Raw genomic sequence first — 22,149 nt, forward strand, 5'->3', positions numbered from 1 at the left:
GGTGCCGTTGGTGCCGCCGAGGGCGAGGCCGAGGTCTACGTCGGCTACGACGTCGGTGGTGGGGATGGTGGTGCCGGTGCCGTTGGTGCCGCCGAGGCCGAGGTCTACGTCGGCTACGACGTCGGTGGTGGGGATGGTGGTGCCGGTGCCGTTGGTGCCGCCCAGGCCGAGGCCGAGGTCTACATCGGCTACGACATTGGCGGTCGGGACGAGGGTTCCGGCGCCGTCCGTACCCGATTCGTTGCCGAGTACAAGTGCTGCGTCTGCGGCAACCGCAGCGTCAGCGAGGGCACCATCGGTGCCCGTCACGTTTCCCAGGCCAAGATTGATGTCAGCCGCGGCGGCCGCGTCGAGGAGATTACCGGAAGTCCCGGTAGCCGTTTCGTTGCCGAGAACAAGTGCTGCGTCTGCGGCAACCGCAGCGTCAGCGAGGGCACCATGGGTGCCCGTGACGTTGCTGAGAGCCAGGACCGCGTCTGCCGAGATGGCGGAGTCAGCCCCGGTGGCAGGGCTAGCTGTGCTTGCGAGGTTCCCGAGGCCGAAATTCAGGGCTACGTCGGCTGCTACAGCAGCGTCAGCGATGGTGCCGTTGCTGCTGCCAGTTTCGGTGAGGTGGCCCAGGCTGAGGTTTACGTCTGCGGCGACTGCGAGGCCGGTGTGCGTGGTTTCCGGGGCGCTGGTGGTATCTGCGGCGTTGGCCGCAGTGCAGCTAAGGGCAAGAAGCCCGCCGGCAAAGAGGGTGCCGAGCAACCCCCTGCGAAGGTTGGAACTCATGGTGGTGTCTCCTGAAAAGTTGAGTTTAGGGCGCTGGATCAGCAGCCCCAGGTGGCCGTGTTCTGCCAAAGACGGGCAGAAAGCACTCAACTAGTCAGGAGAGGAACCGGGGTCGTAAGACACCGGTGAAGGAGCGTGCTCGGAGTAATCACCCAGCGGGATGGTGCCCGTCAGGGGAAGCTGAAGATTAAAGGGATCCACCCAGGCCGCCGGGCCTGACCCTGCCGCGGATGCTGAGCTGCCGCCACTGCCTGAGGCAGGGGGCGCAGGAGCCTGGGTCGTATAGGGGAGCCAGTCCGAAGGCAGGGAAAGATCACTGCTCATCGCTTGCAAACCAGTGCCCGCAACGGCAGAAAGCGAAAACTTATTTGCCCCGGACGTGGGAGAAACCGGGCTGACCACGAACTTGTCTGTTTCCGTTGCGGAATCACTGGCGCTGTCAGCAGATTCGGTCTTCGGTGAGGCGTCCTCGCTCGCGGCTGAAGTTAGGTCATCGGCACTGGCAGTGCTGGCTTCTCCAGCTGTTTCGTCTGCAGGTGCGATTGGAAGCTGCGGGAGCGCATCTGGCAGCTGAGCGTCTCCTGTCACCAGGTCAGTGACGGGTTCAACGACGGGCTCCAGGACAGGAACAGCATCCACCAAGGGCGGAACGACAGTGCCCACTGCTCCCGAGACCACATCATCGGCAACCGCTGTAACCGGCACCGCAATAGCAGAAACGGCACCGGCTGGCACCACATGGTTCACGAGGGGTATTGAAGTAATGAAGTCATCTACGGCCCCGGACAAGGGCACCCCTACCGGCTGCAGCAGACCGTTGTGAGGCGCTGCAGGAACGGGCTTGTGTTCAAATTGCGGCGGCAGGGCAGGCAGGGTTTCGGTCAACGTCCCCATCAGTGAGGACGCCGAGGATGTAGCGCTGCCCAGCAGCGAGGAAGAATCCGAAAGAGTGTCTGCACTGGCGGCTGGAGAGGAAAAGGTCAGCCACGTGAGGGTGGCGGCGCCTGCCAGGAGGACGGGTCGGAGGGCGCGCCAGCCAGAACGAGCTCCAGTCATGTGCACCACCCCCCGGTAATGTCTGCGTAGACAACGGTCTCAGAATAAAACTAATCCCTTGATTATGTCCAACTTCTCCCGAGAACAATTTGTGAACGAACCGTTTTCGCCTTTTGGAAGTGGGGCTCGAACTGCCGGGACAGGTGAATTCCTGACGGCCACCCGGAGCAGTACCTACGGGAATACGTGGCCCCTCTGAGGTGATAAGGGCCTACGACGGGGGATTGACCCTGTTCACGAAGGGCCCCCGTTTCCGCCGCCGGCCCGGCTGCTGCCGCTCTTTTCGGGGTGGAGATTACAAATGAGCCCCCTACTACGCGGGATTAAACCGGCTCCTGCTTCCGCTGTCATCGGAAGGGGCTACCTGATCCCTCAAGCGCACTGACAGGCCATGCCCCACTTCATGCGCTGTCGTTTCACTTGAATGACCGTGCGATAGCCTGCACGGGGTACGCGGTCAACCAGATAATCCCGGCACAAATTAGAAGGATTCCAGCCGCGGCCATATGCCCGAGAAACATGAGCAACGCCACGATCAACGTTCCGCCATAGGTGAGGGTAAAACTCAGCGTGTCCGTGTCAAAGAGCATCAGTAGTCACCTGGTCCGGGGTGGGGGAGCGGGGTGGCAGATGCCGGTACAGCGTGGTGCGTTTGAGCCCGGTCTTGGCAGTATTCTCCTTCATAGAGAAGCCCTTGTCCCGCAGCAGGGCGGCGTGTTCGATTTTACCGGCGTCGATCACTGAAGGCCGTTCCGCGCGGCGCCCGTTGGCGGACGCCACCGCCCGGGCATGCGAGGTCCGCTCGGCGGCGTAGGTACGTTCCATCTCCGCGAAGAGAGCAAGCATGACAACCGCCAGCTGCGCCATCGAGCTGTCCGGGTTGGACGTGTCGTTGGGCAGGGGATCAGCAAGCGTCCGGACACCCACACCGCGTTCCTTGAGCTCGTACACCATATAACCGCAGGTCAGATCGTTGGTGGCCACACCATGCGGCCGCGGTGCCTGCATTGACGGGACTTCGTTACTTCGGGAGGATTTGCGTGGCGGGTGTTCGAACATTCTTTGATTGGGGGAACATCTGCCCGGGAGCTGGCTGCGGTCTGAAGACCGAGTGGGGGGAGTCAGCTCCCGCCTTGTGGAAGTTGTATTTAAACGACTTCCTCGGTGGCACACTGCAGTAGTGAGTATCTCCAAGTGGTGGCCACTGGTCCAGGCGGGAAGCCGCAACAGGCTTATCGAGAACAACAGCGATCCGCTGCCGCTTGTTAGTCCGACTTCCCCGAGGTTACGGGCGGCACGCCTGATTCTGCGTGGTCTGGGGAATCAGCGGCCGGTGCCCGGCTTTCCTACGGAGCTGTGGGCTGGATCGAGGCCGTCGCCAACGATGAGGAGTCGGCAGCCGGCTGCCATCTCCGCACGGATGACGGAGAGGCACCTCATGAGGATCATGGGCGATTCCAGAGGGCCGGCCCTGGCCACTGCCGGCCTATCGGATGAGGAACTAGCCCGACTGCTGGATGCTCTTTTTCGAAACCTCGATACTCGTGCGCCGGAACCGGGTGCAATCTTCTGGTACGAGAGATGCGTTGAAGAAAGCCGCCGCAGGTCGAACTGAGTAGCGGTATGTCCGGTTCTGCAGGAGCCGGCGGGCACGTTCCTCTATGTCGTGTGCTGTGCCTTGGCCACGGTGCGTTCGTTAGAGGCGGGGCGGAGCCTACTGGCTGCTTCGGCCAGCTCCTTTGGGCGGAAGGGCTTCGTGAGGTAAGCAGCTGCGCCTGAGGCCATTCCTGCAAGAACATCGTCGTTTTCGGCCCTGGCGGTCAGGAACAGGAGTGGGGCGTTGCTCAGAGCGCGAATGGCTCGGGCCACTACGTGCCCGTCCATGTCTGGCAAACCCATGTCCAAAGTAATCAAGGAAACTGAAGGATCAGCGGCCGCGGCGATGCCTTCCGCTCCTGTGGGAACCGCACGCACTTCGAACCCAGCGCGGGTCAGGACGATCCTGATTAGTGACCTGATGTCATCATCATCTTCTACGACAAGGCAAACTCTGCCTATATCCATTCGAGCCCCCCGGCCTTTCTCGGTTGCTAACCACCTTACAACTCGCCGGTCTTAGCCCAGGGAGTGATTGCTCAATCGCTGCGAGGCACAGGGTTGTTGTGGGGAGTACCTTACGGCCGCCACTGTAACCAGCCCGGATAGGTGGGGAGTGTCCCACTAAGGTGTCCCGGTTCCAAGGAAGTGGGACACGAGGGCTGGTCCCCATTCCCAGGCCTCTATTGTTGATTGGTGACTATTACTCAGGCCGTGCTTTCGTTCGCTGTGGTCGCCGGACTCCTCACCCTCGTTCCCGGGATCGACACCGCGCTGGTCCTCCGCTCGTCTATTTCTAAGGCTCGCAGTTTCGCTTTCGCGACGGCCTTGGGAATCTGTACTGGCGCTATGGTCTGGGGAGTTGCGGCCGCCGTTGGAGTCTCGGCGCTTCTCGCAGCTTCCGAGCTGGCATATCGCATATTGACGTTTGCCGGAGCGGCTTACATGGTCTGGCTCGGCGCTTCGCTGATCTGGAAGAGTATAAAAACGGGCAGGTCCCCCAGCGCTGTGGAGGAGACCTCATTCACGCCCGGAGCGACAGGCCGGAAACTCTTTCAAGGCTGGCTCACCGGAACGGGTACCAACCTACTTAATCCCAAAGTAGGTGTCTTCTACATCGCAACTATTCCCCAGTTCATTCCAACCGGAACCTCGCCCCTTCTTATGGGGATAGTGCTGGCAAGCGTGCACTGCCTCCTCACCATGGCCTGGTTCTCAGTCCTCATCTTCGGAACTCAGTTGGCTGCCAGATGGCTCAAAAATGCCCGCAGCATCAGGATCATCGACCGAATCACGGGAACCGTCCTCATCGGATTCGGCATAAAAGTCGCATTCGAACCAGGACATTAACACTCCGATTGCCCAGCAATCTGACCGACTAACGGCGTCTGGCTCAAAGTCCCGATTCCAACGAAATGGGACAGACAGTCCCAAGCACAAAGAAAGCCCACCGGTGGGGGACCGGCGGGCTTCCAGCACCGACACTATGGTGATCCGTTTTAGACATCGAGTGGAGCATCGGTTAGTAGCTTAGGGTCCAAGATTTTCCTGAAGCTGCGAGATAGTGCTGTTCTCTGACTAGGGATATGGGAATAAGTCCGAACGGGGGCCGTGGTTGTTGCATTGACGGGAGCTGGCGCCTGCCGGGAGGATTTGCGTTGGCGGGTTTTGGAACTAATTGTTGGGGGAACATCCGTCCGGGAGCTGGCTTCGGTCTCAAAACCGCGTGGGGGAGTCAGCTTCCGCCTTGCCCGTCGAATTGGGGTGGCTCAGGCCGTTGTCTGGTCAATGAGGATCGCGGCGCGGGTGACTTCCCGGGCGAGGGACTTTTCGAGGGCCTCTTCGACACCGTCCAGGGTAAAGGTTGCGTCAATCATGGCGTCGAAGGGATATTTTTCCCGGTGCTCGGCGAGGAAAGCCAGGGACTTGTAGAGGTAGCGCCCTTCGTATCGGTCCACGTGCTTGATGGTTAGGGCTTTGCGGGTGACGTAGCCGGGATCAAACGGGACGGTCCTGCCGGGAGAAAGGTTGCCCATCACCAGGTAGCGGCCGCCCCGGCGGATCTGGCGCAGTCCCTCGGCGAAGGCGTCGGCCACACCGGTCAGTTCAATGGCGACGTCAGGACCGTGGCCCCCCGTGAGCTGCTGGATGGCGACGATCCTGTCCTCCAGGTCCGGGATGTCTGCGATGTTGATCGTGTGGTCGGCACCGAAGTGCAGGGCTTGTTCAAGCCGGGAGCGGGAGGGGTCGATCACGATGACGGTGGCGCCGCGTTCCTTGGCGACGGCGGCGGCGTTCAGGCCCAGTCCGCCGGCTCCCTGGATGAGCACCGTTTCGCCGTACTGCAGGGCGATCTGGTCTATGCCGAAGGTGACTTGGGAGAGGGCACAGTTGGCGCTGGCAGCGACGGAGTCGGGGATTTCGTCGGGGACTTTGTAGACGTGCTGGCGGGGGTGGATGTAGTAGTGGGTGCCGAAGGCGGCGTGGAAGTGGGGTGCTTCGGTGGGCTGCTTACCGAAGAATTCGTAGGCGTTGTCGCACAAGTTGGGCTGGCCGCCCAGGCACCGGGCGCAGCGGTCGCAGGTCTGGAAGTAGGTAGCGACGATGCGGTCGCCGGTGTTGAGCGGTTGGCCGGCGTTGTCGGTGGGGCGTCCCTCGCCGATGGCGGCGACGGTGCCGACCATTTCGTGGCCGAGGCCGCCGCTTTTCTTGACGGGGTGTTTGCCGTTCCAGATGTGCAGTTCAGAGCCGCAGACGTTGGCTCGGGTCACTTTCATCAGGATGGCCCCGGGTTCGGGGGCGGGGAGGGGGTACTCGGCGTAATCGAGTTCCCGGGGGCTGGTCATGACAGCGATGCGGCCGTACTCGATTTCAGGCATGGAGGGTCCGTTTCGATGGACGGCAGTTGCCGGGGGCCCTAGGCTCCCCGGCAACTGCCTGCTCGTGGTTGTTTAGTGGGCTGTCTCGTCGGCCGGAGCTCCCCCGGCGACAGCCGGGATGTGTACGGGGTCCGCGACGTGCTGGTGCTTGCGGGAGAACAGAACCGCTATGCCGGACAGGACGCACGGGATGGCTCCGAAGAAGAATGCTGCGGTGGCCCAGTTGCCGCCGTTGGAGAGCAGGGTGGCGGCCAGGGCGCTGGAGACGATCGCGCCGATGGGGCCGACGGCGGCGACGAAGGTTGCTCCGCGGCCGCGGATGCGGGTGTCGTAGCTTTCTCCGACGAAGAAGAGAACGCAGGAGTAGGGGCCGATGAGGAAGAACGTTCCGAGGCTGTAGAGCGCGACGACGGTCCAGAAGTCGCTGGGGCCAAAGATCATGGCGGTGAAGACGATGCCGCCGGTGATCCAGCCGAAGGCGATGACGTTGCGCCGGCCGAACTTGTCGCCGAGGAAGCCGTGTGTGAGGTAGCCCAGGTAGGCGATTACGTTGGACATCAGGAGGATGGCCAGGGAGTTGGTGAAGGAGACGTTGTGGACGCTGACCAGGACGGTGGTGCCGAGCACGCTGAAGACCTGGACGGGAAAGTAGTTCAGGATATGGCCGAACCCCAGTGCCAGGGTGGTGCGCAGGCTCCGGCCGCGGAAGACATCAGCGAGGGTGCTGCGGGTTTCGTGCTCTTCGATCCCGAGTGCGGCGGAAAGGTTTTCTGCATCGGCCTTGTGGCCGGCCTTTTGGAGGCGGCGGATTTTCTGGATGGATTCGAACTGGGGTGATTCGCGCAGTTTGCGGGCCAGTGCCGCGACGATCAGGGAGGGGATGGCGGCGAAGACGAAGCAGCCGGCCCAGCCGATGACCGGGAGCAGGACGGCGGTCAGCGCCGCGGCGAGAATGGCACCGATCGGCCAGCCACCCTGAACCAGGGAGTAGATGAATCCTTGGCGCTTTTTGATGCGGGGGTCATCGGAGGCGCCGTAGAGTTCGCTGAGGTAGGCGCCGTTGACGCCCTGTTCGGACAGGCCCAAACCGCTGAGGGACCTGATGGCGATCAGGACGGAGACAGGAACGATCCCGCCGAGGGCGGTCAGTGCAGAGGCGATGCCTGCTCCGGCGGTGGTGAAGGCAAGGCCGGCTTTACGGCCGAACTTGTCCACGACGGGTCCTGCGATGAGGCCCATGGCGACGGCGCCGACGGACATCCAGGTGACCATTGTGGCCTGTTCGGCTTCGTTCAGGCCGAGGTCTTTGCCGAGTTCGGGCAGGAGCGTGCCGAAGAGGATGAAGTCATAGACGGCGAACGCCCAGGCCAGGAAGCAAAGGATGGTCGCGAATTTGATTTGCCGGTTGGTGACGTGTGCCGGCCGCCAAGCCGTGATGTTTGTTGAAGACATGTTCCAGCTCCATTGATGGGTACTGACGAATGTGATGGGGATTACATCTGTTTTTGGGTGTGACTGCCTAAGGACTTGGCGGCAGCGGGGCCCTGGGATGCGGTGACGCGCCGGATGGTCGGCGCCGTGTCCGGCGGGCCGGTCAGTGCCGGCCCGCCGGAAGGTGGGGTCCTAGGCGGACTTGCCTTCGATTTCTTCGAGGATCGGCAGGAGGAACTTGCGGAACTCGTCGTAGTTTTCGGTGACCGGGAAGTGGCCGAGCTTGGGCATTTCCCAGAACTTGGAGCCCTTGACCAGGTTCGCGGCTTCCTTGGTGTCAGCCGGTGAGGTGTTGGGGTCGTATTCGCCGGTCAGGAAGTACAGCATGCACTTGCTGGTGTCGATCGCCGCGGCTTCTTCGGGGCTGACGTTGTGGTCGTAGTAGTAGTAGTACAGGTCGCCGGCGAAGACACCGGGTCCGCCGCATTGGTACTCCCACTGGATCTCCCGGACGTTCTCTTCCGGGGAGTACGGGGAGATGTTCAGCATCATGGCTGCGCCGGTTGAGGTGCGGGAGACGTTGGGGTTGTCGTATTCGCGGCGGATCCCGTCCATGCCAACCTCCACGTACTCGGCCGCGGAGCGCAGGGCGCCTTCGACGGAGATCGTGGCGCGGTAGCGGTCGTTGAAGTTGGAGGCCAGGTCGATGGCGAGGTGCCCGCCCATGGAGCTGCCCATGTAGACGGGGCGGTCCAGTTCCAGTGCTTCGGAGAGGGCGTTGGGGAAGGCCATCATGCGGGACTTGGTCATGTTGTATTCGCGGGTCCACCATTTGTCCCCGTGCGGGGGCAGGGACTTGCCGTGGAAGGGCAGGTCGAAGGCGATGACGCGGTAGCGGGAGGTGACCTCTTCGTCGTTGAGCAGGTGCCGGTACTGGCGGCCGTCGGAGCCTGCGGTGTGCCCGACGATCAGGGGGATGCCCTGGCCGGCTTCTTCGTAGTAGACCCGGTATTCGATGTCTTCGACGGTGAGGTAGACGTAGCCACCCTTGATGGGTTCGAACTTTGCCATGGCTTTACGCTCCTTCGCGGTTGAGCTGGCGGAAGATTTGCATGAGCCGGTTCAGGGCCGGCAGGTAGGCGTAGAGCTGGTGGGTGTTGCTCAGCAGCACGCCGTGCTTGGCAGAAGAGCTTTGCAGGGACTGGAAGAACGGCCGCGGGTGCTCGGCGGTCATGTCCTTCCACTGCTCCTCGGTGCCCTTGATCCAGATCGCCGCGCCCTGGGGGTCGGTGTCGGAGGGTTCGATGGAGAGGAATTCGCCGTCGTCGTAGGCGGCCAGCCAGGCCTTGTCGCCGATGGCGACGTGCAGGTTTCCGGTGTAGTAGCGCATCTCGCGGTTGAACTCGAAGTCCTTGGTCGCGGTCTGCAGCACTTGTGCGAAGTCACGCATGGATTTGCCTTTCATCGTTGAAAGCAGGGGTGGGGGTGGCGAGGTATTCATACATCCTCGTGTGGTCTTCGGCGCCGTGTCCGGCGTCGAGGACGGACTGCCAGATGGTTTCGCAGTCGTGGCTGAAGCGGGCATCAATGCCAAGGGAGTCGGCCAGGGCCGTGGCGATCTTGATGTCCTTGGTCATCAGCCCGATCGGGAAACCGGAGCCGAACGTACCGGAGAGCATGAACTGGACGACCTTGTTCTCCGAGGTGTTGCTCCGCCCGGAGGATGCGTTCAGGACCTGGGTCAGGGTTGCCGGGTCGATGCCGAAGCGCTCACCAACGCGCAGGGCTTCGACGGTGGCAGCGACCGAAGCTGCGGAGACCAGGTTGTTCAGGGCCTTGGCCGCGTGTCCGGAGCCGGCGTCACCGACGTGGATGACGGATTTGCCCAGCACGTCGAAAATGTCCTTGGCCTGGTCCAGATCGTGCCAGCGGCCTCCGACCATGATGGCGAGCTGCCCGTACTGGGCGCCGCGCACCCCGCCGGAGACGGGGGCGTCAAGGTAACGCATGCCCTGCCGTTCGAGCCGGGCGCCCAGGTCCCGGGAGCGGATCGGCTCTGAGGAGGACATGTCGATGAACAGGGTGTTCAGCGAGGCAGCACCGGCCACGCCCCCGGCGAGTACGGCTTCGACGATGTCGGAGTTGGGCAGCATCGTGATGATGATGTCCGCGTCCTGCCAGGCTTTGACATCCGGAGCCGTCCGGGATGTGGGGTGCTGGTCCTGGAACCGCTGCACGGCGCCCTTGTCGCGGTCATCCACGATGAGGGTGTGGCCCGCGTCGGCGAGCCGCGAGGCCATGGGGAAGCCCATGTTGCCCAGGCCGATGAAGCCGATGGTGCTCATGCTTCGGCCTCCATCTCTTTGAAGACCTCACGGGCGAGGCGGAAGCTTTCCAAGGCGGCGGGGGCTCCGCAGTAGATGGCGACCTGGAGGAAGACTTCCTTGATCTGCTCCTTAGTGACACCGTTGCGGACCGCTCCACGGACGTGGACCTTCAGTTCGTGCGGCCGGTTCAGGGCACTGATCATGGCCAGGTTGATCAGGCTGCGCTGGGCGCGTTCCAGGCCTGGGCGGTTCCAGACGTCGCCCCAGCAGTACTGGGTGACGAGTTCCTGCATCGGCATGGAGAACTCGTCCGCGCTGTCCAGGCTGCGCTGGACGTACTCGTCGCCGAGGACTTCCCTGCGGGTGGCAAGGCCCTTGTCGAACAGTTCCTGGTTGATGGTGCTGGTGCTCATTGTGTTACTCCTTGTGCTGCTTCCTTGGCCGCGTTTAGCGGGGTCTGGTCCCACACCGCCTGGATGTTGGTGAATTCGTGGACGCCCAGGTAGGACAGTTCCCGGCCGAAGCCGCTCTTCTTCACCCCTCCGATCGGGATCCGGGGGTCGGAGACGGAGAGGCCGTTGATGAAGACTCCGCCGGCGTCGATCTTCCGGGCCATGGCGCGGGCCTTCGCACTGTCGGCAGTCCAGATCGCTGCGCTGAGCCCGAATTCGGAATTGTTGGCCTTGGTCAGGGCATCCTCGGCGTCCTCTGCCACGATGACTGTGGCGACAGGTCCGAAGATCTCCTCCTTGAAAGCCGTCATGGCTTCGGTGACGCCGGCCAGGACCGTCGGGGCGTAAAAGGAGCCGGGCCCGGGGATGCGGTGGCCACCGGTCAGAAGCTCCGCTCCTTCGGCAACGGAGCGCTTTACCTGGTCATCAACGTCCAGCAGGCCTTCCTCTTTGGCCATCGGGCCGACGAAGGTTTCCGGGTCGGTGGGGTCCCCGACTTTGAAGCTTTCGACCCGTCGGGCGAGCTTGGCGGTGAATTCGGCATAGACAGGGCGTTCGACGATGATGCGCTTGGCCGAGATGCATACCTGGCCTGCGTTCACCATGCGCCCGGTGGCCGCAGCGTCCACGGCTTTGTCCAGGTCGGCGTCGGCGAGGACGATGAACGGGTCCGAGCCGCCGAGTTCCAGGATCACCTTTTTCAGGGCACGGCCGGCCTCCGCGGCAACGGACTGCCCGGCCACGGTTCCGCCGGTCACAGCGGCGCCCGTGATGCGCGGGTCGTGGATGATGGCGGGAATTTGGTCACGGTCGCAGTTCACGACCGCGAAGGTGCCTTTCGGAAGCCCTGCTTCCTCCCACAGGGACTCCAGGGCCAGGGCGCAACCGACCACGTTTGAAGCGGGCTTAAGAAGGTAGCCGTTGCCACCGAGGATGATGGGAGCGGCACCGCGGAAGATCTGCCAGACCGGAAAGTTCCACGGCATAATCGCCAACACCGTGCCGGTGGGCAGGTATGAGACATAGGCTTCCGGACCAATGCTCGTCGCCGTGTCTTCCAACATGGCCGGCCCGTTCTCGGCGTACCAGTCCAGCATGTTCGCGCACTTGGTGACCTCGGCCTGGGCCTGCGTGACGGGCTTGCCCATTTCAGCAGTAATTACGCTGGCAACCTTGGCCGTGTCGCGGCGCAGCAGCTCCGCAAGCCGGCGGAAAACCTCGGCCCGTGCTGCAGGGGTGGTGTCGCGCCAAGTGGCATAACCTTCAGCGGCGGTCCTGACAACGTCCGCCACGCCCCTCTCATCCAGGTAGGGGTAGGCCGCTACCTCTTCGCCTGTAGCCGGGTTCGTCGACTTCGCGACGGCAACTTCGATGGTGCCCATAATGGTGTTCCTTCAAGTTCGTATGTGATGGGTCTAACAACGACTCTAGAAGCCCCCGTTACTTTGATAAATAAGAAGTTTCCGAAGTTTCACTTCTCAAAAACAGAACAGTCGCTGAGAGAGAAGGCTCAGGGCTTCCCCCTTTCGCTACACAACCCCCTAAGGAGGAGTTGGAGCAGGAACTGGGCTAATGGCAGTTGAAATGGCGCCCTGAGGCTGTCATGATTCTGTGTACGTGATGCTTCGATCGCGTTACTTCAGTCAGAGAGAACGAGGACCATGGAGATCTCGCAGCTGGAAATCTTTCTTGCCGTGGCGGATACGGGCAGCATCACCAAAGCGGCGAACAAGCTTCTTCGTGCCCCTTCGAACGTTTCGACGCGTATTCAGCAGCTGGAGCGAGAACTTGGGGTCAAGCTCCTGGTCAGAGACAAGCGGCAAAGCTCCCTCTCAGCCGATGGGGAGATCTTTCGCGATCATGCCCAAAAGATCATCGACATGTGCAACGACGCCAAAGCCTTCACCGCCCAAGGCGAACCCCGGGGCAAGTTCCGTCTCGGCGCCCTTGAAAGCACTGCGGCAGTTCGAATACCGCCGATACTGGCCAGCTTCCATCTCCGCTACCCTGCGGTCGACGTTGAACTCGAAGCAGGCTCCTCGGGAGTACTGTTTGACCACCTGCTGAACGGGCAACTGACGGCAGCATTCTCTGACGGAAAGCCGGCCGTGCCTTCACTCACCGGAATAAAGGCCTTTTCCGAGGACCTCGTGATCCTCACCCCGCAAACGGTCACAGAGATCAATGAGGACTTCAAGGCGTCCCACCCAACCGTCTTCATGTTCGGCACCATCTGCTCCTACCGCCAGCGCTTTGAGGATTGGCTTGATTCCGAAGGGATTGTCCCGGGCAGGATCGTGGAGATCTCCTCGTACTACAGCATGCTCGCCTGCGTCGCGGCCGGCGGCGGGATCTGCATGATGCCCAAATCCCTCCTCGAGACACTGCCCGGAGCAAGCCGAGTCCAGGTACATGAGATAGAAGGCAGTCTCGGCACAGCCGAAACATGGCTGATGTGGCGGCGGGACTGCCGGTCCGCGAACCTCAAAGCCTTCATCACCGAACTCAAGGACCACCTCAACACCGCAGAGCAGACAGTGCCCGCTGCCGCCTAGAGGCCGACCACCAAGATCAACGTTCTCCGCACGGCGGAGCGGTCAAAGCCCCGCGTACTGCGGGCAACGACAGGGACCGGCTCGAGTTGGTTTACAGACGGAAGAGACGGGCATGCCGCCTAGCCCGTGGTGGCCAACTCAGGGAGAGTAATGAGGTCAATGCCTTCCCGATGGTCAAAAGCACGCCGCTGCCCGCCATCGTCAACCACCCAAACGACCGTCGAGTCGGCCGTTTTGGTATCAACCGTTGCCCGGCAGCCTGGACGACCGGGTTCGGTTACGACCACCCTGTCCCCGACAGATAAAGCAGACCAGTCCCGCACACGACTGTCCTGATACATCGTCAAGACCTCGTCTCAGCGAAAGTCACAGGCATCGACATTGCGAGGCCGTCACACCACGCACCAAACATTGCACCTACCAAGGCGCGGACTCGGTCACGGAACTTCATGTGGCACATCCACTGACGTATAGGTAGAGATATGGCGGGAAACCAGTCGGGGAATGATCTGACGGACTCCTAGGTCCAGGAAATGCTGGCTCTCCCTGTGCCGATCGAAGTCTTGTGCATCGTGGTATGACTCCAGAATCACTTTCTGTGTCGAATCCTCAAGACCACGATAAAAGTCGTAGGAAACGTTGCCGGGTTCTCTGCGGGTAGCGGCTGCCATTTGAGCCAGGAGACCGAGAACGTCCTCGGTCATCTCCTGCTTGGCGCCATACTTGGCGACTACGTGGAACAAGAAACTCTCCCTTGAGCATGTGTGAAAGGAGCGAGTCCCCCGCTCCCGTCATCCAGAGTATTTGCGCCCCCAGGTTCCTTGTAGAGGCACTTTCCCAACATTCACTTCTCTTAAAGAGAACGCCGGACCGCTTGGGGGGATGGTCGGCACCGGGGCTTGGTGCTGCACAACCACATCAGGCACTTCGTCTAAAGGAGTGTGGCAGCAGCTAACGGATCGGCATCAGACCGACGTGCCACTGATTGACAGAGTGCAGTGAAGTTACCCGTCCCATTTGGGTCCAAACAGGAGAGTTCCGTGGGCTTCGTCACCGTGTGGCATTTTAGTGATGCCCGTGCGAGTGCGACTTGTACTGGAGGTTCAAGGCCTGCCGGCAGCCCCGCCCCAGAGTGGATTGTCGGTCCCATAGCCTCAGACTACGCACAGCCGGCCCGGCGGGTACCAGTGATTACAAAGGGCTGGGGCTGCTTGTTGATAGGATAGTGCACACACCCCCAGATGGCTTCGGCCGCTGGTTAAAGGCCCCGAGCAATCGGGGCCTTCGGAATTTAAGATTCGACCTCTGCTACGCAGCTGCCCTGCTCGGGAGTGTGGGCGTCAGCCTTCGGTGATGGATTCCAGCAACCACCTCTCGGAGAGGGGATCGCGGCGCAGTTCAAAGGTCAGCAAGGGCGAGTCCGACGTGTGGCGGACCTGGACCCGCCAGTGTTCGATGTCCACGACGTTCCCGACTCCTACGGGCACGTTCCGGCGGGTTTTCCACCATGAGTCCCTGGTAAACCAGTGGACAGGTTCTTCGGCAACGGCCCAGATGCGCCCGTCGTAGCGGACGGCCAGGGGAGTGCCTGCGGTGGTGAAGCGGACGTCCACCGGTGCGTTGAGGGTGGGGGATTCTGTGGTGACGGTCATGAAAGTTCGTTCCTTGGTGGTGCTGCGGGTGGTGGTTAGGCGGCTTTGACGAGGGGGAGTTCGTCCCAGTGGGTGGTGTATCTGGGGGAGAGCATGTCGCGTTTCATGGTCCAGTCCGGGCCGCCGCGGATCCCGCCGTGGCCCAGGCCGATAGAGCCCCGCCCGTACCGGCGCGTGACGTCTTCGAGCAGGGTTCCGATGTGGCGTTCTTCGTGCGGGTTCTCGAACAGTGACAGGGGTGCCTGGTTGCCGGTGGGGCGCAGGTCGGTGACCATGATCCCTGCCCGGGCGTAGCGGACGCCCTCGACAATGCGGGGCAGGAGCGCGTGGCCTGCTTTGGTCAGGATCACCGGGTCGGCCGTGGGCATTGGCAACGGCACGCAGACGGAGGGGTAGGAGGTGTCGTTGGGGTTGAAGTGCGAGGTGCCGGCGAACGCAGTTAGGACCTTTGCCTGCAGCCCGTGTTTGGCCAGCCGGGCCGAGGCCTGCTGCCCGTAGACGCTCATGACCTGCCGGATCCCCGCGGTGGTGGTGATGGGTTTGGCGAAGGAGCGGGAGAAGATCAGCTGGTCCCGCCCTATGCGTTCTTCTTCCATGGGGATGCAGGGGGTGCCCTGCAGTTCCAGGACGGTACGCATCATCACGACGGAGAACTTGTCGCGGATCGCGACCGGGTCGGCCCGGACCAGGTCGGCGATGGTGAAGATGCCCATCACGTTCAGCCGCCTGGTCAGCCGTCCGGCGATGCCCCACACTTCTTCTACGGACAGCCGGCTCAGCAGAGCCTCCCGCTCGGACGCGGGGACGGAGTCCCAGTGGCACACCCCGGCGAAGGCTTTGTTGTTCTTCGCCCACTTGTTGGCCAGCTTCGCCAGCGTCTTCGTCGGCGCGATCCCGACACAGACCGGCACGCCGACGTTCCGACGGACGGCGGCCTTCATGGACTGGCCCATCGCCAAAAGCTCCGCCGGGGTGCCTTTGACGCCGAGGAAGGCTTCGTCGATGCTGTAGACCTCCAGCCAGGCTGAGTACCGGCCCAGCAGCTCCATTACCCGGGCGCTGATGTCCCCGTAGAGTTCGTAGTTGCTGGAGAGTGCGACCAGACCCCATTCCTTCGCCCTGGGGGCGAGCTTGAACCAGGGATCGCCCATGGCGATGCCTAGGGCTTTGGCTTCGGGGGAGCGGGTGACCGCGCACCCGTCGTTGTTGGACAGCACGATCACGGGCTTGCCTTCCAGGGAGGGGTCGAACGCCCGCTCCGCGGAGGCGTAGAAGCAGTTCACGTCCACGTGCGCGATCTGGGGCATGTGCCGCATCAACGCCGGCTTAGACATGATGCAAGCACCTGGTCGCCACGCCCCAGATCGTCAGGTCGGACAGGGCAGGGACCTCTACGGGGTAGGCAGGGTTCTCCGCCTGCAGCACCATGCCGGTGGTGGTGATGCGCAGCCGCTTGATTGTCAGCTCCCCGTCCAGGACGGCGACGACCACACACCCGTCGTGCGGTTCCAGCGCCCGGTTCACGATCAGCTCGTCCCCGTCGCTGATCCCGGCGCCCTCCATCGACTCCCCGGACACCCGAACCACGTAGGTGCTGGTGATGTCCTTGATCAGGTGCTCGTTCAGGTCGATCCGGCTATCGAAGTAGTCTTGCGCCGGCGACGGGAATCCTGCCGCGACCGGCACCGGAGAGACCAAAACCGACAACAACGAAATGCCCGCATCTATCACACGGGGACCGACAATAACGCCCACAACACACCTTTATTCGAATATATGTTCGAGTTAATGAGTGTACTCCGCAGGGGCGACAGCCGAACCCGAAAAGAACGGGTTATGCCCAATGAGGACAGGGCGGTTTCTCGCCAACGTCGCAACAGGTTCGATTTGACGGTATCAACGGTTCCGTTGGTCATCGAAACTGCGGCTGGTATCGGAAGGGCCGGACAAGCCCGCTGCGCGGGCTGTGCCTATACTCAATCGCATGAGTGCGCAGCAGACTTCGACGAGCGCCAGCCGACGGAAGGGCCGAGAGGACCGTCGTCAGGAAATCATTGATGCGGCATGCACGCTGGCCATTTCCGACGGGCTGAGCGGGATTACAGCGCGACGCGTGGCGCGGCTCGTCGGGGTGCAGTTCGGTTTGGTGACCCATTACTTTCCCGCCGTCGAAGAGCTCATCACTGCGGCATTCGTTCAGCTTGTAAGTTGTGAGCGACGGCAGATCGCCGATCGCGTCCGCAGCATGGCATCGGCGACCGACCAACTGCGCACCGCCATCGCGGCGTACACGGCATCGACTCGCGACCCCATGGGCTTGTTGTGGCTTGACGCGTGGCGCCAGGCCGCAGGCCGTGCAATACTCCGCGATGCCGTGATCCAGCAGATGGAACTCGACTTGTCCCATATGGAGGCCATAATTCGGGCCGGTTCGGCGCGAGGTGAGTTTACGATCGGCGACACCGCGTCAGCCGTGGCGATGCGTATCCTCGCCCTCCTCGACGGCCAGGCTGCATCTTGTGCCATCCGTGGCGCACTTGCCGACTCCAGCCTGGATTATCCAGCCGTTGAGGAGCTTCTCATCGGGACAGCCGAACGTGAGCTGGGCCTGCCTTCCGGCACCTTGGCACCGCAATAGACTTTCGCGCTTTCATCATCAACTGCCCGCACTCCTGCCGGGGCGGTGTCCAGTCCCCGCGTTGAGCCCGCCTCTACGATTCACAAAAGCGAAGCTGCGCGGCGGCGTACCCCTGAAGTAGTGCCCAGGGGGCTAACGCGCAACCAGCCAGAGGCCAGTGTCACTCCTCCACTGCGGTGGTTCGCTCTCTCGGGACCTTGAGACTTGACACCATGAACGGATCCGCGGTTCGGCTCGATTCCCCTCATAAAGATTTTTCTTATCGCTATTGTCCTTAAGGACAATTAGTCGTAATCTCCTTGAACGGGCCTTATTGGTCTAGAGAGCAACAGCGAGAGGACGCGATGTCAACGATGACCAGCGCCACAACACTTCCCACCGCGCAAGAGTGGTACCGCACACGGGTGATAGACGACCACCTCAGCCGCGTTGATGAACCCCACGTACATGAGTTTCTGCAGGCCAATATCTGGCACCTCCAAGGATCCGAGAGGGACCTCGTGGTCGATGCCGGCCTCGGAGTCGCGTCTCTCCGACGGCACCTGCCCGCCCTTTTCGCAAACGATCCGATTCTCGTTGTGACGCACGCGCACCTCGATCACGCTGGCTCCGCGTATGAGTTCGAAGACCGCAGAATGCACATTTCCGAGCTCGGCCGTGGTGCGGTCAAGGCATCCCTCTATTCCGAGGAACTGATGAAAATGCTCGGTTTCGAATCAGCCGACGAGGACGGTGACGTGCCGCCGCTGCCGGAGCTGCTGGTCGATGCCCTTCCGGATGAGGATTACCGACCGCAGGACTACACGGTGCCGGACGTCGTCGTGACCACACCCCTTGAACACGGCGACACTATCGACCTCGGCGATCGTGTATTGCGCGTACTGCACCTCCCAGGCCACACCCCGGGAAGTATCTGCCTCTATGAGGACGCGACCGGCGTCCTCTTCAGCGGGGACGTGATCTACGACGATCTCCTCCTCGATGAGCTGATCGAGTCGGACATCGACTCCTACGTCACCAGCATGCGCGCTCTAAAAGAACTTTCACCGGCGATCGTCTACCCCGGTCACGGCGACCCGTTCGGCAGTGAACGCATGCATCAAATCATTGACAACTATCTCCACAATCGCGCACGCCGCTGACCCACTGCATCACCCGACCAGTCGAAAGAACACTTCCATGCTGCAGTCAACGAACGACAGACTCCCCCTTCGCGTACCCACCGCCACCGCCACCTTTGCGCTTGCTATCGCGGGCTACTTGGGGATCAACTTGTCGCCTTACATGATCGAGGCGGTGCTCTCCTCGTTGGACACCGACGTCCTCACCGCGAGTTGGCTCGTCACCGCCTCACTCCTGCTCACCGCTGTCACTGGCCTTGCCGTGGCACCCCTGTGCGCCGGCCCGCGCCGACGCGTCGTCGCCCGCATCGGAACCGTCCTGGGATTCGTCGGATTCTCATCCGCCGCTCTATTCCCTGCCCTCATCATTCCCGGCCTCCTGGTCGGCGGAGTGGGCGCAGGCGGCGCCGTCGCCGTCTCGGGGGCGGCGCTGGCCGCATTCCGTAATCCCGACCGAGTCGCCGCGACAAATGGAATGGCGAACCGGGCCGTGATCACGGTGGTCCTGGCAGTCGTTCCGCTCATCGGCCTCGCCCCACTTGAAGTATTCGGCGCACTCGCACTGTTCAGCCTGCTCGGCCTTCTCCTGACCGGGATGCTGCCTGCTGCCCCGGTGCGAAGCAGCGGCCCGGGCGCGGCAGTCGGGGAAGCCGTGCCGTTGGAGATCCCGCAAACCGGCGCCAACACCGTTATCTCCCACCCGACACGCCCGACTAGCCCTAGAACGGTCACCATCGCCGGCTTCACCCTGCTCGCCGTGTTCATCCTGTGGGCAGTGAGCGAGGACTCGCTCTATGCGATGGCCGGAGTTGTGGGCGGAGACCAGGCTGGTCTGACTCCTGAAGCTCTGGGAGTTGCGCTCAGCTGTGCTACGGCCGGCGGGCTGCTAGGCACCATCGGCCTCCTGATCGTAGGAAATAGGTTCGGCCGGGCGGTTCCGCTGGTGGTTCTTCTGGTGATCGGTGGAATCCTGAAGATCGCTCTTGGGCTCGTCACGAACGACGTGGCGTTTATTGTCCTCTTCGTCGCCTGGAACACCGTGTACGCGATCGCCTTCATGTATTTCGTCGCGGCTTCGGCTGCCCTTGACGCCACCGGGCGTTGGTCCGCTCCGCTCCTGTCCGCTTACGTAGTGGGATCTGCACTAACGCCCGTCATCGGCGCCGCCATGATCGAGGTCCTTGGCTACGCCGGCTTCACGCTGACCCTCGGGATCACCAGCTTCGCCCTCACTGTCCCCTCGTTCATCATCGCCCGGATCTCTGCACGTCAGGAACCCGCCGCCCTCACGATGCAGGAGGCTAACGCATGACCCGGACCCTATACACCGGCGGTCATATCTTCACAGCCGACCCGTCGCGACAATGGGCCGAAGCAATCGTGCTTGAGGACGAGCTCATCACCTTCGTCGGCGACATCCCAACTGCCTCGGTGCAAGCGGGACCAGACGCCTCCATCGTCGACCTCGACGGGAAGCTCGTACTCCCCGGCTTCATCGATGCGCACACGCACCTCCTCTGGACCGGTGAAGCCCTGCACCAGGTACCCCTCACCGATGCCCGCACCCTGGAGGAGATACAGGAACGGCTACGTACCGCCCGAAGAGACAGCCCCCAACCTGTCCTCCGGGGCCGGGGCTGGCTGTTCGATTCGATTCCCGGTGGGAAACCGACCGCCGCCATGCTGGACGCCGCCCTCGCCGACATCCCGGTCTTCCTCGACGCCAACGACTACCACTCGTGCTGGGTCAACACCGCTGCACTAGCCCTGCTCGGAATCACCCGTGAGACACCGGACCCGCCCGGCGGACGAATCGGAAGAGACGCCACCGGCGAACCGGACGGCATGTTGTTTGAGACGGCCGCGCAGCAGATCGCCTGGCCCTATCTCGACTCCATCACCACCGACGATGACCGCGACCAAGCTCTCGAACGCGTCCTTGACGCGTACCTTGAGTCCGGAGTCACCGCAGCAGTCGATATGGGACTCAACGAGGTCGGGTTGGCCGCTATCCAGCGCGCTCTCGCCCGTCACGGCGGCCAGCTCCCGATCCGCATCACCGCATACTGGCTGGTCAACAACACCGGCGACAGCGCGGAGAATCTGGCTCAGATTGAACGCGTCAAAACATTGTTCAGTGCAAACCAATCTGACTGGTTCCGAGTCGTGGGAATCAAGATCGTCCTGGACAGGGTCATCGACGCATGCACCGCCGCTCTCAGCGCACCGTACTCCGACGGAACGAACGCGGAGCCGATCTGGCCTGCGGACCTCCTCAACCATGTAGTGCTCGCCGCGGACGCGGCCGGCCTTCAAATCGCCGCACATGCCATCGGCGACCGCTCCAGCACTCTCGCCCTCGACGCGATAGAGCACGCGATCGAGACCAACGGGCCACGCCCGCGCCTCCACCGCATCGAACACCTCGAGTACACCGCACCCGGCACAGCCGAACGCATGGCCAGACTCGGCGTCACCGCGTCCATGCAGCCAGTGCACGCGGATCGTGCAATATTCGCTAACTGGGCGGAGCAACTCGGAGACGACCGAGTTGCCCGAGCCTTTGCCTGGCCCGAGTACGAAGCCGCAGGAACCCTTCTCGCGTTCTCTACCGACGCGCCCACGGCCCCACATCAACCCCTCCCCAACATGTACATCGCGGCCACTAGAGCATCGGCACTAGACGACCGGTTCCCAGCCGTACACCCGCAGCATGCGCTCACGCTGGACAGCGCAATGGACACGGCACCCGTGACGCTGCTGCATCAGTCGGAGACGGCGCGCGACGCGGTCGCCTTCGCGCGGGTTACGACGCCGACCTCATTATGGTCGATGTCGACCCCTTCACCGTCGGCGCTTCCGCCCTCTTGATCGCCCGCGTCACGCGCACATTGGTCGCAGGGATTACCCGACACGACGCCCGCGATGCTGCATAGCAACGATGTCCACGTTTGGGGTCAAGTCGGGTTATCCACGGCTGGAATTGGGAGCCGGTGGAGTAGCTCCCTGGTCGCCGTAGCGGTGGATAACCCTATTGAATTGTCCCCGGCTGTGGGCAGCGGCGCGGTTCTCACGGTGCCATCGGGAACCGCCTTGGTTTGAAGTGCAGCAACGGTTTGGAGGGAAGCAAAGCGCTCTGCTGCGCTATCCCAGTCGAGGACGGCCCGGGGCCGTCCGTTGATCTCGTCAGCGGCGAAGCGGACTTCAGCTTGTTCTACCGTGCTGAGGTCTGCACCCTTACGAAAGTACTGGCGGAGCAGGCCGTTGGCATTTTCATTCGATGCACGTTGCCAGGGGCTGGCCGGATCACAGAAGTACAGAGCGTCCCCAGCACCGCGGTGACTTCGGCGTGCTTGGCCATTTCGGAGCCACGGTCCCACGTCAAGGTTCTCCGCAGCGTGGCCGGCAGGACGCCCAGGGCCTCTATGAGCTTTCACCGAGCTGACCGAGCCATCAAAACTGATGGCTCGCGTCCGTTGACCCATCCCTTACCGAACGCGTAAGCGCCTGGCAGACCACCGATTACGGGACGACTTGAGCTACTACGTACACAACCGTGGCGGGCCCATGTCGGGGCTATTGTTGAGACCGTGAAATTTGTGGGTGGAGAAGTCATCAGTCGACAAACAGGAGTCGAGCCGCGGTGAGAGATGGAGCGGGCTCTGGTG

At 62.4% G+C, this 22,149-nt stretch carries 21 protein-coding genes and 2 pseudogenes; 7 read left to right on the forward strand and 16 right to left on the reverse strand.

Going from position 1 to position 22,149, the window contains the following annotated elements; genetic code table 11:
* The 5 genes and pseudogenes from AC5RV1_RS19890 to AC5RV1_RS19910 all read right to left on the reverse strand — a co-directional run.
* Window positions 1-774: pseudogene (locus AC5RV1_RS19890) on the reverse strand (hypothetical protein); the annotation flags it as partial.
* A 90-nt stretch (window positions 775-864) separates the two neighbouring features.
* Entirely contained in the window at window positions 865-1,830 is a 966-nt protein-coding gene (locus AC5RV1_RS19895) for a hypothetical protein (RefSeq protein WP_493995742.1), read from the reverse strand.
* 579 nt (window positions 1,831-2,409) lie between these two features.
* Window positions 2,410-2,838: a recombinase family protein gene (locus AC5RV1_RS19900; RefSeq protein WP_493995743.1), complete on the reverse strand. Its 429-nt coding sequence runs from the start codon at window positions 2,836-2,838 to the stop codon at window positions 2,410-2,412.
* Between the two features lie 315 nt (window positions 2,839-3,153).
* Complete coding sequence (locus tag AC5RV1_RS19905) at window positions 3,154-3,279, reverse strand: hypothetical protein (protein WP_493995744.1); 126 nt, start codon at window positions 3,277-3,279, stop codon at window positions 3,154-3,156.
* 210 nt (window positions 3,280-3,489) lie between these two features.
* Window positions 3,490-3,894, reverse strand: coding sequence for a response regulator transcription factor (locus tag AC5RV1_RS19910; RefSeq protein WP_493995745.1), 405 nt, complete (start codon window positions 3,892-3,894; stop codon window positions 3,490-3,492).
* 228 nt (window positions 3,895-4,122) lie between these two features.
* On the opposite strand from AC5RV1_RS19910, the gene AC5RV1_RS19915 reads away from it, so the two are divergent.
* Complete coding sequence (locus tag AC5RV1_RS19915) at window positions 4,123-4,776, forward strand: LysE family translocator (RefSeq protein ID WP_493995746.1); 654 nt, start codon at window positions 4,123-4,125, stop codon at window positions 4,774-4,776.
* 419 nt (window positions 4,777-5,195) lie between these two features.
* Here AC5RV1_RS19915 and AC5RV1_RS19920 read toward each other — a convergent pair whose 3' ends face one another.
* The 7 genes from AC5RV1_RS19920 to AC5RV1_RS19950 form a co-directional block, all read right to left on the reverse strand.
* Window positions 5,196-6,305 carry a zinc-binding dehydrogenase gene (locus tag AC5RV1_RS19920; protein WP_493995747.1) on the reverse strand — a complete coding sequence of 370 codons (1,110 nt, stop codon included), beginning with the start codon at window positions 6,303-6,305 and terminating at the stop codon, window positions 5,196-5,198.
* A 72-nt stretch (window positions 6,306-6,377) separates the two neighbouring features.
* Entirely contained in the window at window positions 6,378-7,757 is a 1,380-nt protein-coding gene (locus AC5RV1_RS19925; RefSeq protein ID WP_493995748.1) for an MFS transporter, read from the reverse strand.
* 171 nt (window positions 7,758-7,928) lie between these two features.
* The gene (locus tag AC5RV1_RS19930) at window positions 7,929-8,807 is read right to left on the reverse strand and encodes an alpha/beta fold hydrolase (protein WP_493995749.1); all 879 of its coding nucleotides are present in this window, start codon (window positions 8,805-8,807) and stop codon (window positions 7,929-7,931) included.
* Between the two features lie 4 nt (window positions 8,808-8,811).
* Complete coding sequence (locus AC5RV1_RS19935) at window positions 8,812-9,186, reverse strand: hypothetical protein (RefSeq protein WP_493995750.1); 375 nt, start codon at window positions 9,184-9,186, stop codon at window positions 8,812-8,814.
* Window positions 9,179-10,081, reverse strand: a complete 903-nt coding sequence (locus tag AC5RV1_RS19940; RefSeq protein WP_493995751.1) for an NAD(P)-dependent oxidoreductase — start codon at window positions 10,079-10,081, stop codon at window positions 9,179-9,181. Before AC5RV1_RS19940 ends, AC5RV1_RS19935 begins: the two co-directional genes overlap by 8 nt.
* On the reverse strand, window positions 10,078-10,476 hold the full coding sequence (gene pcaC, locus AC5RV1_RS19945; protein ID WP_493995752.1) for a 4-carboxymuconolactone decarboxylase: 399 nt from the start codon (window positions 10,474-10,476) through the stop codon (window positions 10,078-10,080). Before pcaC ends, AC5RV1_RS19940 begins: the two co-directional genes overlap by 4 nt.
* Entirely contained in the window at window positions 10,473-11,897 is a 1,425-nt protein-coding gene (locus AC5RV1_RS19950) for an NAD-dependent succinate-semialdehyde dehydrogenase (protein WP_493995753.1), read from the reverse strand. The genes pcaC and AC5RV1_RS19950 overlap by 4 nt, the downstream gene beginning before the upstream one ends.
* A gap of 279 nt (window positions 11,898-12,176) precedes the next feature.
* Here AC5RV1_RS19950 and AC5RV1_RS19955 point away from each other — a divergent pair, with 279 nt between their 5' ends.
* Entirely contained in the window at window positions 12,177-13,070 is an 894-nt protein-coding gene (locus AC5RV1_RS19955) for a LysR family transcriptional regulator (protein WP_493995754.1), read from the forward strand.
* Between the two features lie 437 nt (window positions 13,071-13,507).
* On the opposite strand, the gene AC5RV1_RS19960 is transcribed toward AC5RV1_RS19955, so the two are convergent.
* From AC5RV1_RS19960 to AC5RV1_RS19975, 4 genes are all read right to left on the reverse strand, one after another.
* Window positions 13,508-13,813, reverse strand: a complete 306-nt coding sequence (locus AC5RV1_RS19960; RefSeq protein ID WP_493995755.1) for a putative quinol monooxygenase — start codon at window positions 13,811-13,813, stop codon at window positions 13,508-13,510.
* A gap of 597 nt (window positions 13,814-14,410) precedes the next feature.
* A complete protein-coding gene (locus AC5RV1_RS19965; RefSeq protein WP_493995756.1) occupies window positions 14,411-14,722 on the reverse strand; it encodes a hypothetical protein in 312 nt (103 codons plus the stop codon).
* 35 nt (window positions 14,723-14,757) lie between these two features.
* On the reverse strand, window positions 14,758-16,056 hold the full coding sequence (locus tag AC5RV1_RS19970) for a Y-family DNA polymerase (RefSeq protein WP_493995757.1): 1,299 nt from the start codon (window positions 16,054-16,056) through the stop codon (window positions 14,758-14,760).
* On the reverse strand, window positions 16,049-16,477 hold the full coding sequence (locus AC5RV1_RS19975) for a LexA family protein (protein ID WP_493995758.1): 429 nt from the start codon (window positions 16,475-16,477) through the stop codon (window positions 16,049-16,051). Before AC5RV1_RS19975 ends, AC5RV1_RS19970 begins: the two co-directional genes overlap by 8 nt.
* Before the next feature lie 229 nt (window positions 16,478-16,706).
* On the opposite strand from AC5RV1_RS19975, the gene AC5RV1_RS19980 reads away from it, so the two are divergent.
* The 5 genes and pseudogenes from AC5RV1_RS19980 (at window position 16,707) to AC5RV1_RS20000 (ending at window position 21,417) form a co-directional block, all read left to right on the forward strand.
* Window positions 16,707-17,360, forward strand: coding sequence for a TetR family transcriptional regulator (locus tag AC5RV1_RS19980; protein ID WP_493995759.1), 654 nt, complete (start codon window positions 16,707-16,709; stop codon window positions 17,358-17,360).
* 353 nt (window positions 17,361-17,713) lie between these two features.
* Window positions 17,714-18,502, forward strand: a complete 789-nt coding sequence (locus AC5RV1_RS19985) for an MBL fold metallo-hydrolase (RefSeq protein WP_493995760.1) — start codon at window positions 17,714-17,716, stop codon at window positions 18,500-18,502.
* A 37-nt stretch (window positions 18,503-18,539) separates the two neighbouring features.
* Window positions 18,540-19,793 carry an MFS transporter gene (locus tag AC5RV1_RS19990; RefSeq protein WP_493995761.1) on the forward strand — a complete coding sequence of 418 codons (1,254 nt, stop codon included), beginning with the start codon at window positions 18,540-18,542 and terminating at the stop codon, window positions 19,791-19,793.
* Window positions 19,790-21,106: pseudogene (locus AC5RV1_RS19995) on the forward strand (amidohydrolase); the annotation flags it as partial. The gene AC5RV1_RS19990 and the pseudogene AC5RV1_RS19995, both read left to right, overlap by 4 nt.
* A gap of 47 nt (window positions 21,107-21,153) precedes the next feature.
* On the forward strand, window positions 21,154-21,417 hold the full coding sequence (locus AC5RV1_RS20000) for an amidohydrolase family protein (RefSeq protein ID WP_493995762.1): 264 nt from the start codon (window positions 21,154-21,156) through the stop codon (window positions 21,415-21,417).
* The last annotated feature ends 732 nt before the right edge of the window (window positions 21,418-22,149 follow it).

Source organism: Arthrobacter sp. Hb9-2 (assembly GCF_059091165.1).

What these genes read in the sequence shown, in the direction of transcription:
- AC5RV1_RS19950 (WP_493995753.1), bottom strand. Translation starts at nt 11,897, where the DNA reads ATGGGCACCATCGAAGTTGCCGTCGCGAAGTCGACGAACCCGGCTACA.
- AC5RV1_RS19925 (WP_493995748.1), bottom strand. Translation starts at nt 7,757, where the DNA reads ATGTCTTCAACAAACATCACGGCTTGGCGGCCGGCACACGTCACCAAC.
- AC5RV1_RS19920 (WP_493995747.1), bottom strand. Translation starts at nt 6,305, where the DNA reads ATGCCTGAAATCGAGTACGGCCGCATCGCTGTCATGACCAGCCCCCGG.
- AC5RV1_RS19910 (WP_493995745.1), bottom strand. Translation starts at nt 3,894, where the DNA reads ATGGATATAGGCAGAGTTTGCCTTGTCGTAGAAGATGATGATGACATC.
- AC5RV1_RS19970 (WP_493995757.1), bottom strand. Translation starts at nt 16,056, where the DNA reads ATGTCTAAGCCGGCGTTGATGCGGCACATGCCCCAGATCGCGCACGTG.
- AC5RV1_RS19895 (WP_493995742.1), bottom strand. Translation starts at nt 1,830, where the DNA reads ATGACTGGAGCTCGTTCTGGCTGGCGCGCCCTCCGACCCGTCCTCCTG.
- AC5RV1_RS19900 (WP_493995743.1), bottom strand. Translation starts at nt 2,838, where the DNA reads ATGCAGGCACCGCGGCCGCATGGTGTGGCCACCAACGATCTGACCTGC.
- AC5RV1_RS19965 (WP_493995756.1), bottom strand. Translation starts at nt 14,722, where the DNA reads ATGACCGTCACCACAGAATCCCCCACCCTCAACGCACCGGTGGACGTC.
- AC5RV1_RS19990 (WP_493995761.1), top strand. Translation starts at nt 18,540, where the DNA reads ATGCTGCAGTCAACGAACGACAGACTCCCCCTTCGCGTACCCACCGCC.
- AC5RV1_RS19985 (WP_493995760.1), top strand. Translation starts at nt 17,714, where the DNA reads ATGACCAGCGCCACAACACTTCCCACCGCGCAAGAGTGGTACCGCACA.
- AC5RV1_RS19980 (WP_493995759.1), top strand. Translation starts at nt 16,707, where the DNA reads ATGAGTGCGCAGCAGACTTCGACGAGCGCCAGCCGACGGAAGGGCCGA.
- AC5RV1_RS19905 (WP_493995744.1), bottom strand. Translation starts at nt 3,279, where the DNA reads ATGATCCTCATGAGGTGCCTCTCCGTCATCCGTGCGGAGATGGCAGCC.
- pcaC (WP_493995752.1), bottom strand. Translation starts at nt 10,476, where the DNA reads ATGAGCACCAGCACCATCAACCAGGAACTGTTCGACAAGGGCCTTGCC.
- AC5RV1_RS19930 (WP_493995749.1), bottom strand. Translation starts at nt 8,807, where the DNA reads ATGGCAAAGTTCGAACCCATCAAGGGTGGCTACGTCTACCTCACCGTC.
- AC5RV1_RS19940 (WP_493995751.1), bottom strand. Translation starts at nt 10,081, where the DNA reads ATGAGCACCATCGGCTTCATCGGCCTGGGCAACATGGGCTTCCCCATG.
- AC5RV1_RS19935 (WP_493995750.1), bottom strand. Translation starts at nt 9,186, where the DNA reads ATGCGTGACTTCGCACAAGTGCTGCAGACCGCGACCAAGGACTTCGAG.
- AC5RV1_RS19955 (WP_493995754.1), top strand. Translation starts at nt 12,177, where the DNA reads ATGGAGATCTCGCAGCTGGAAATCTTTCTTGCCGTGGCGGATACGGGC.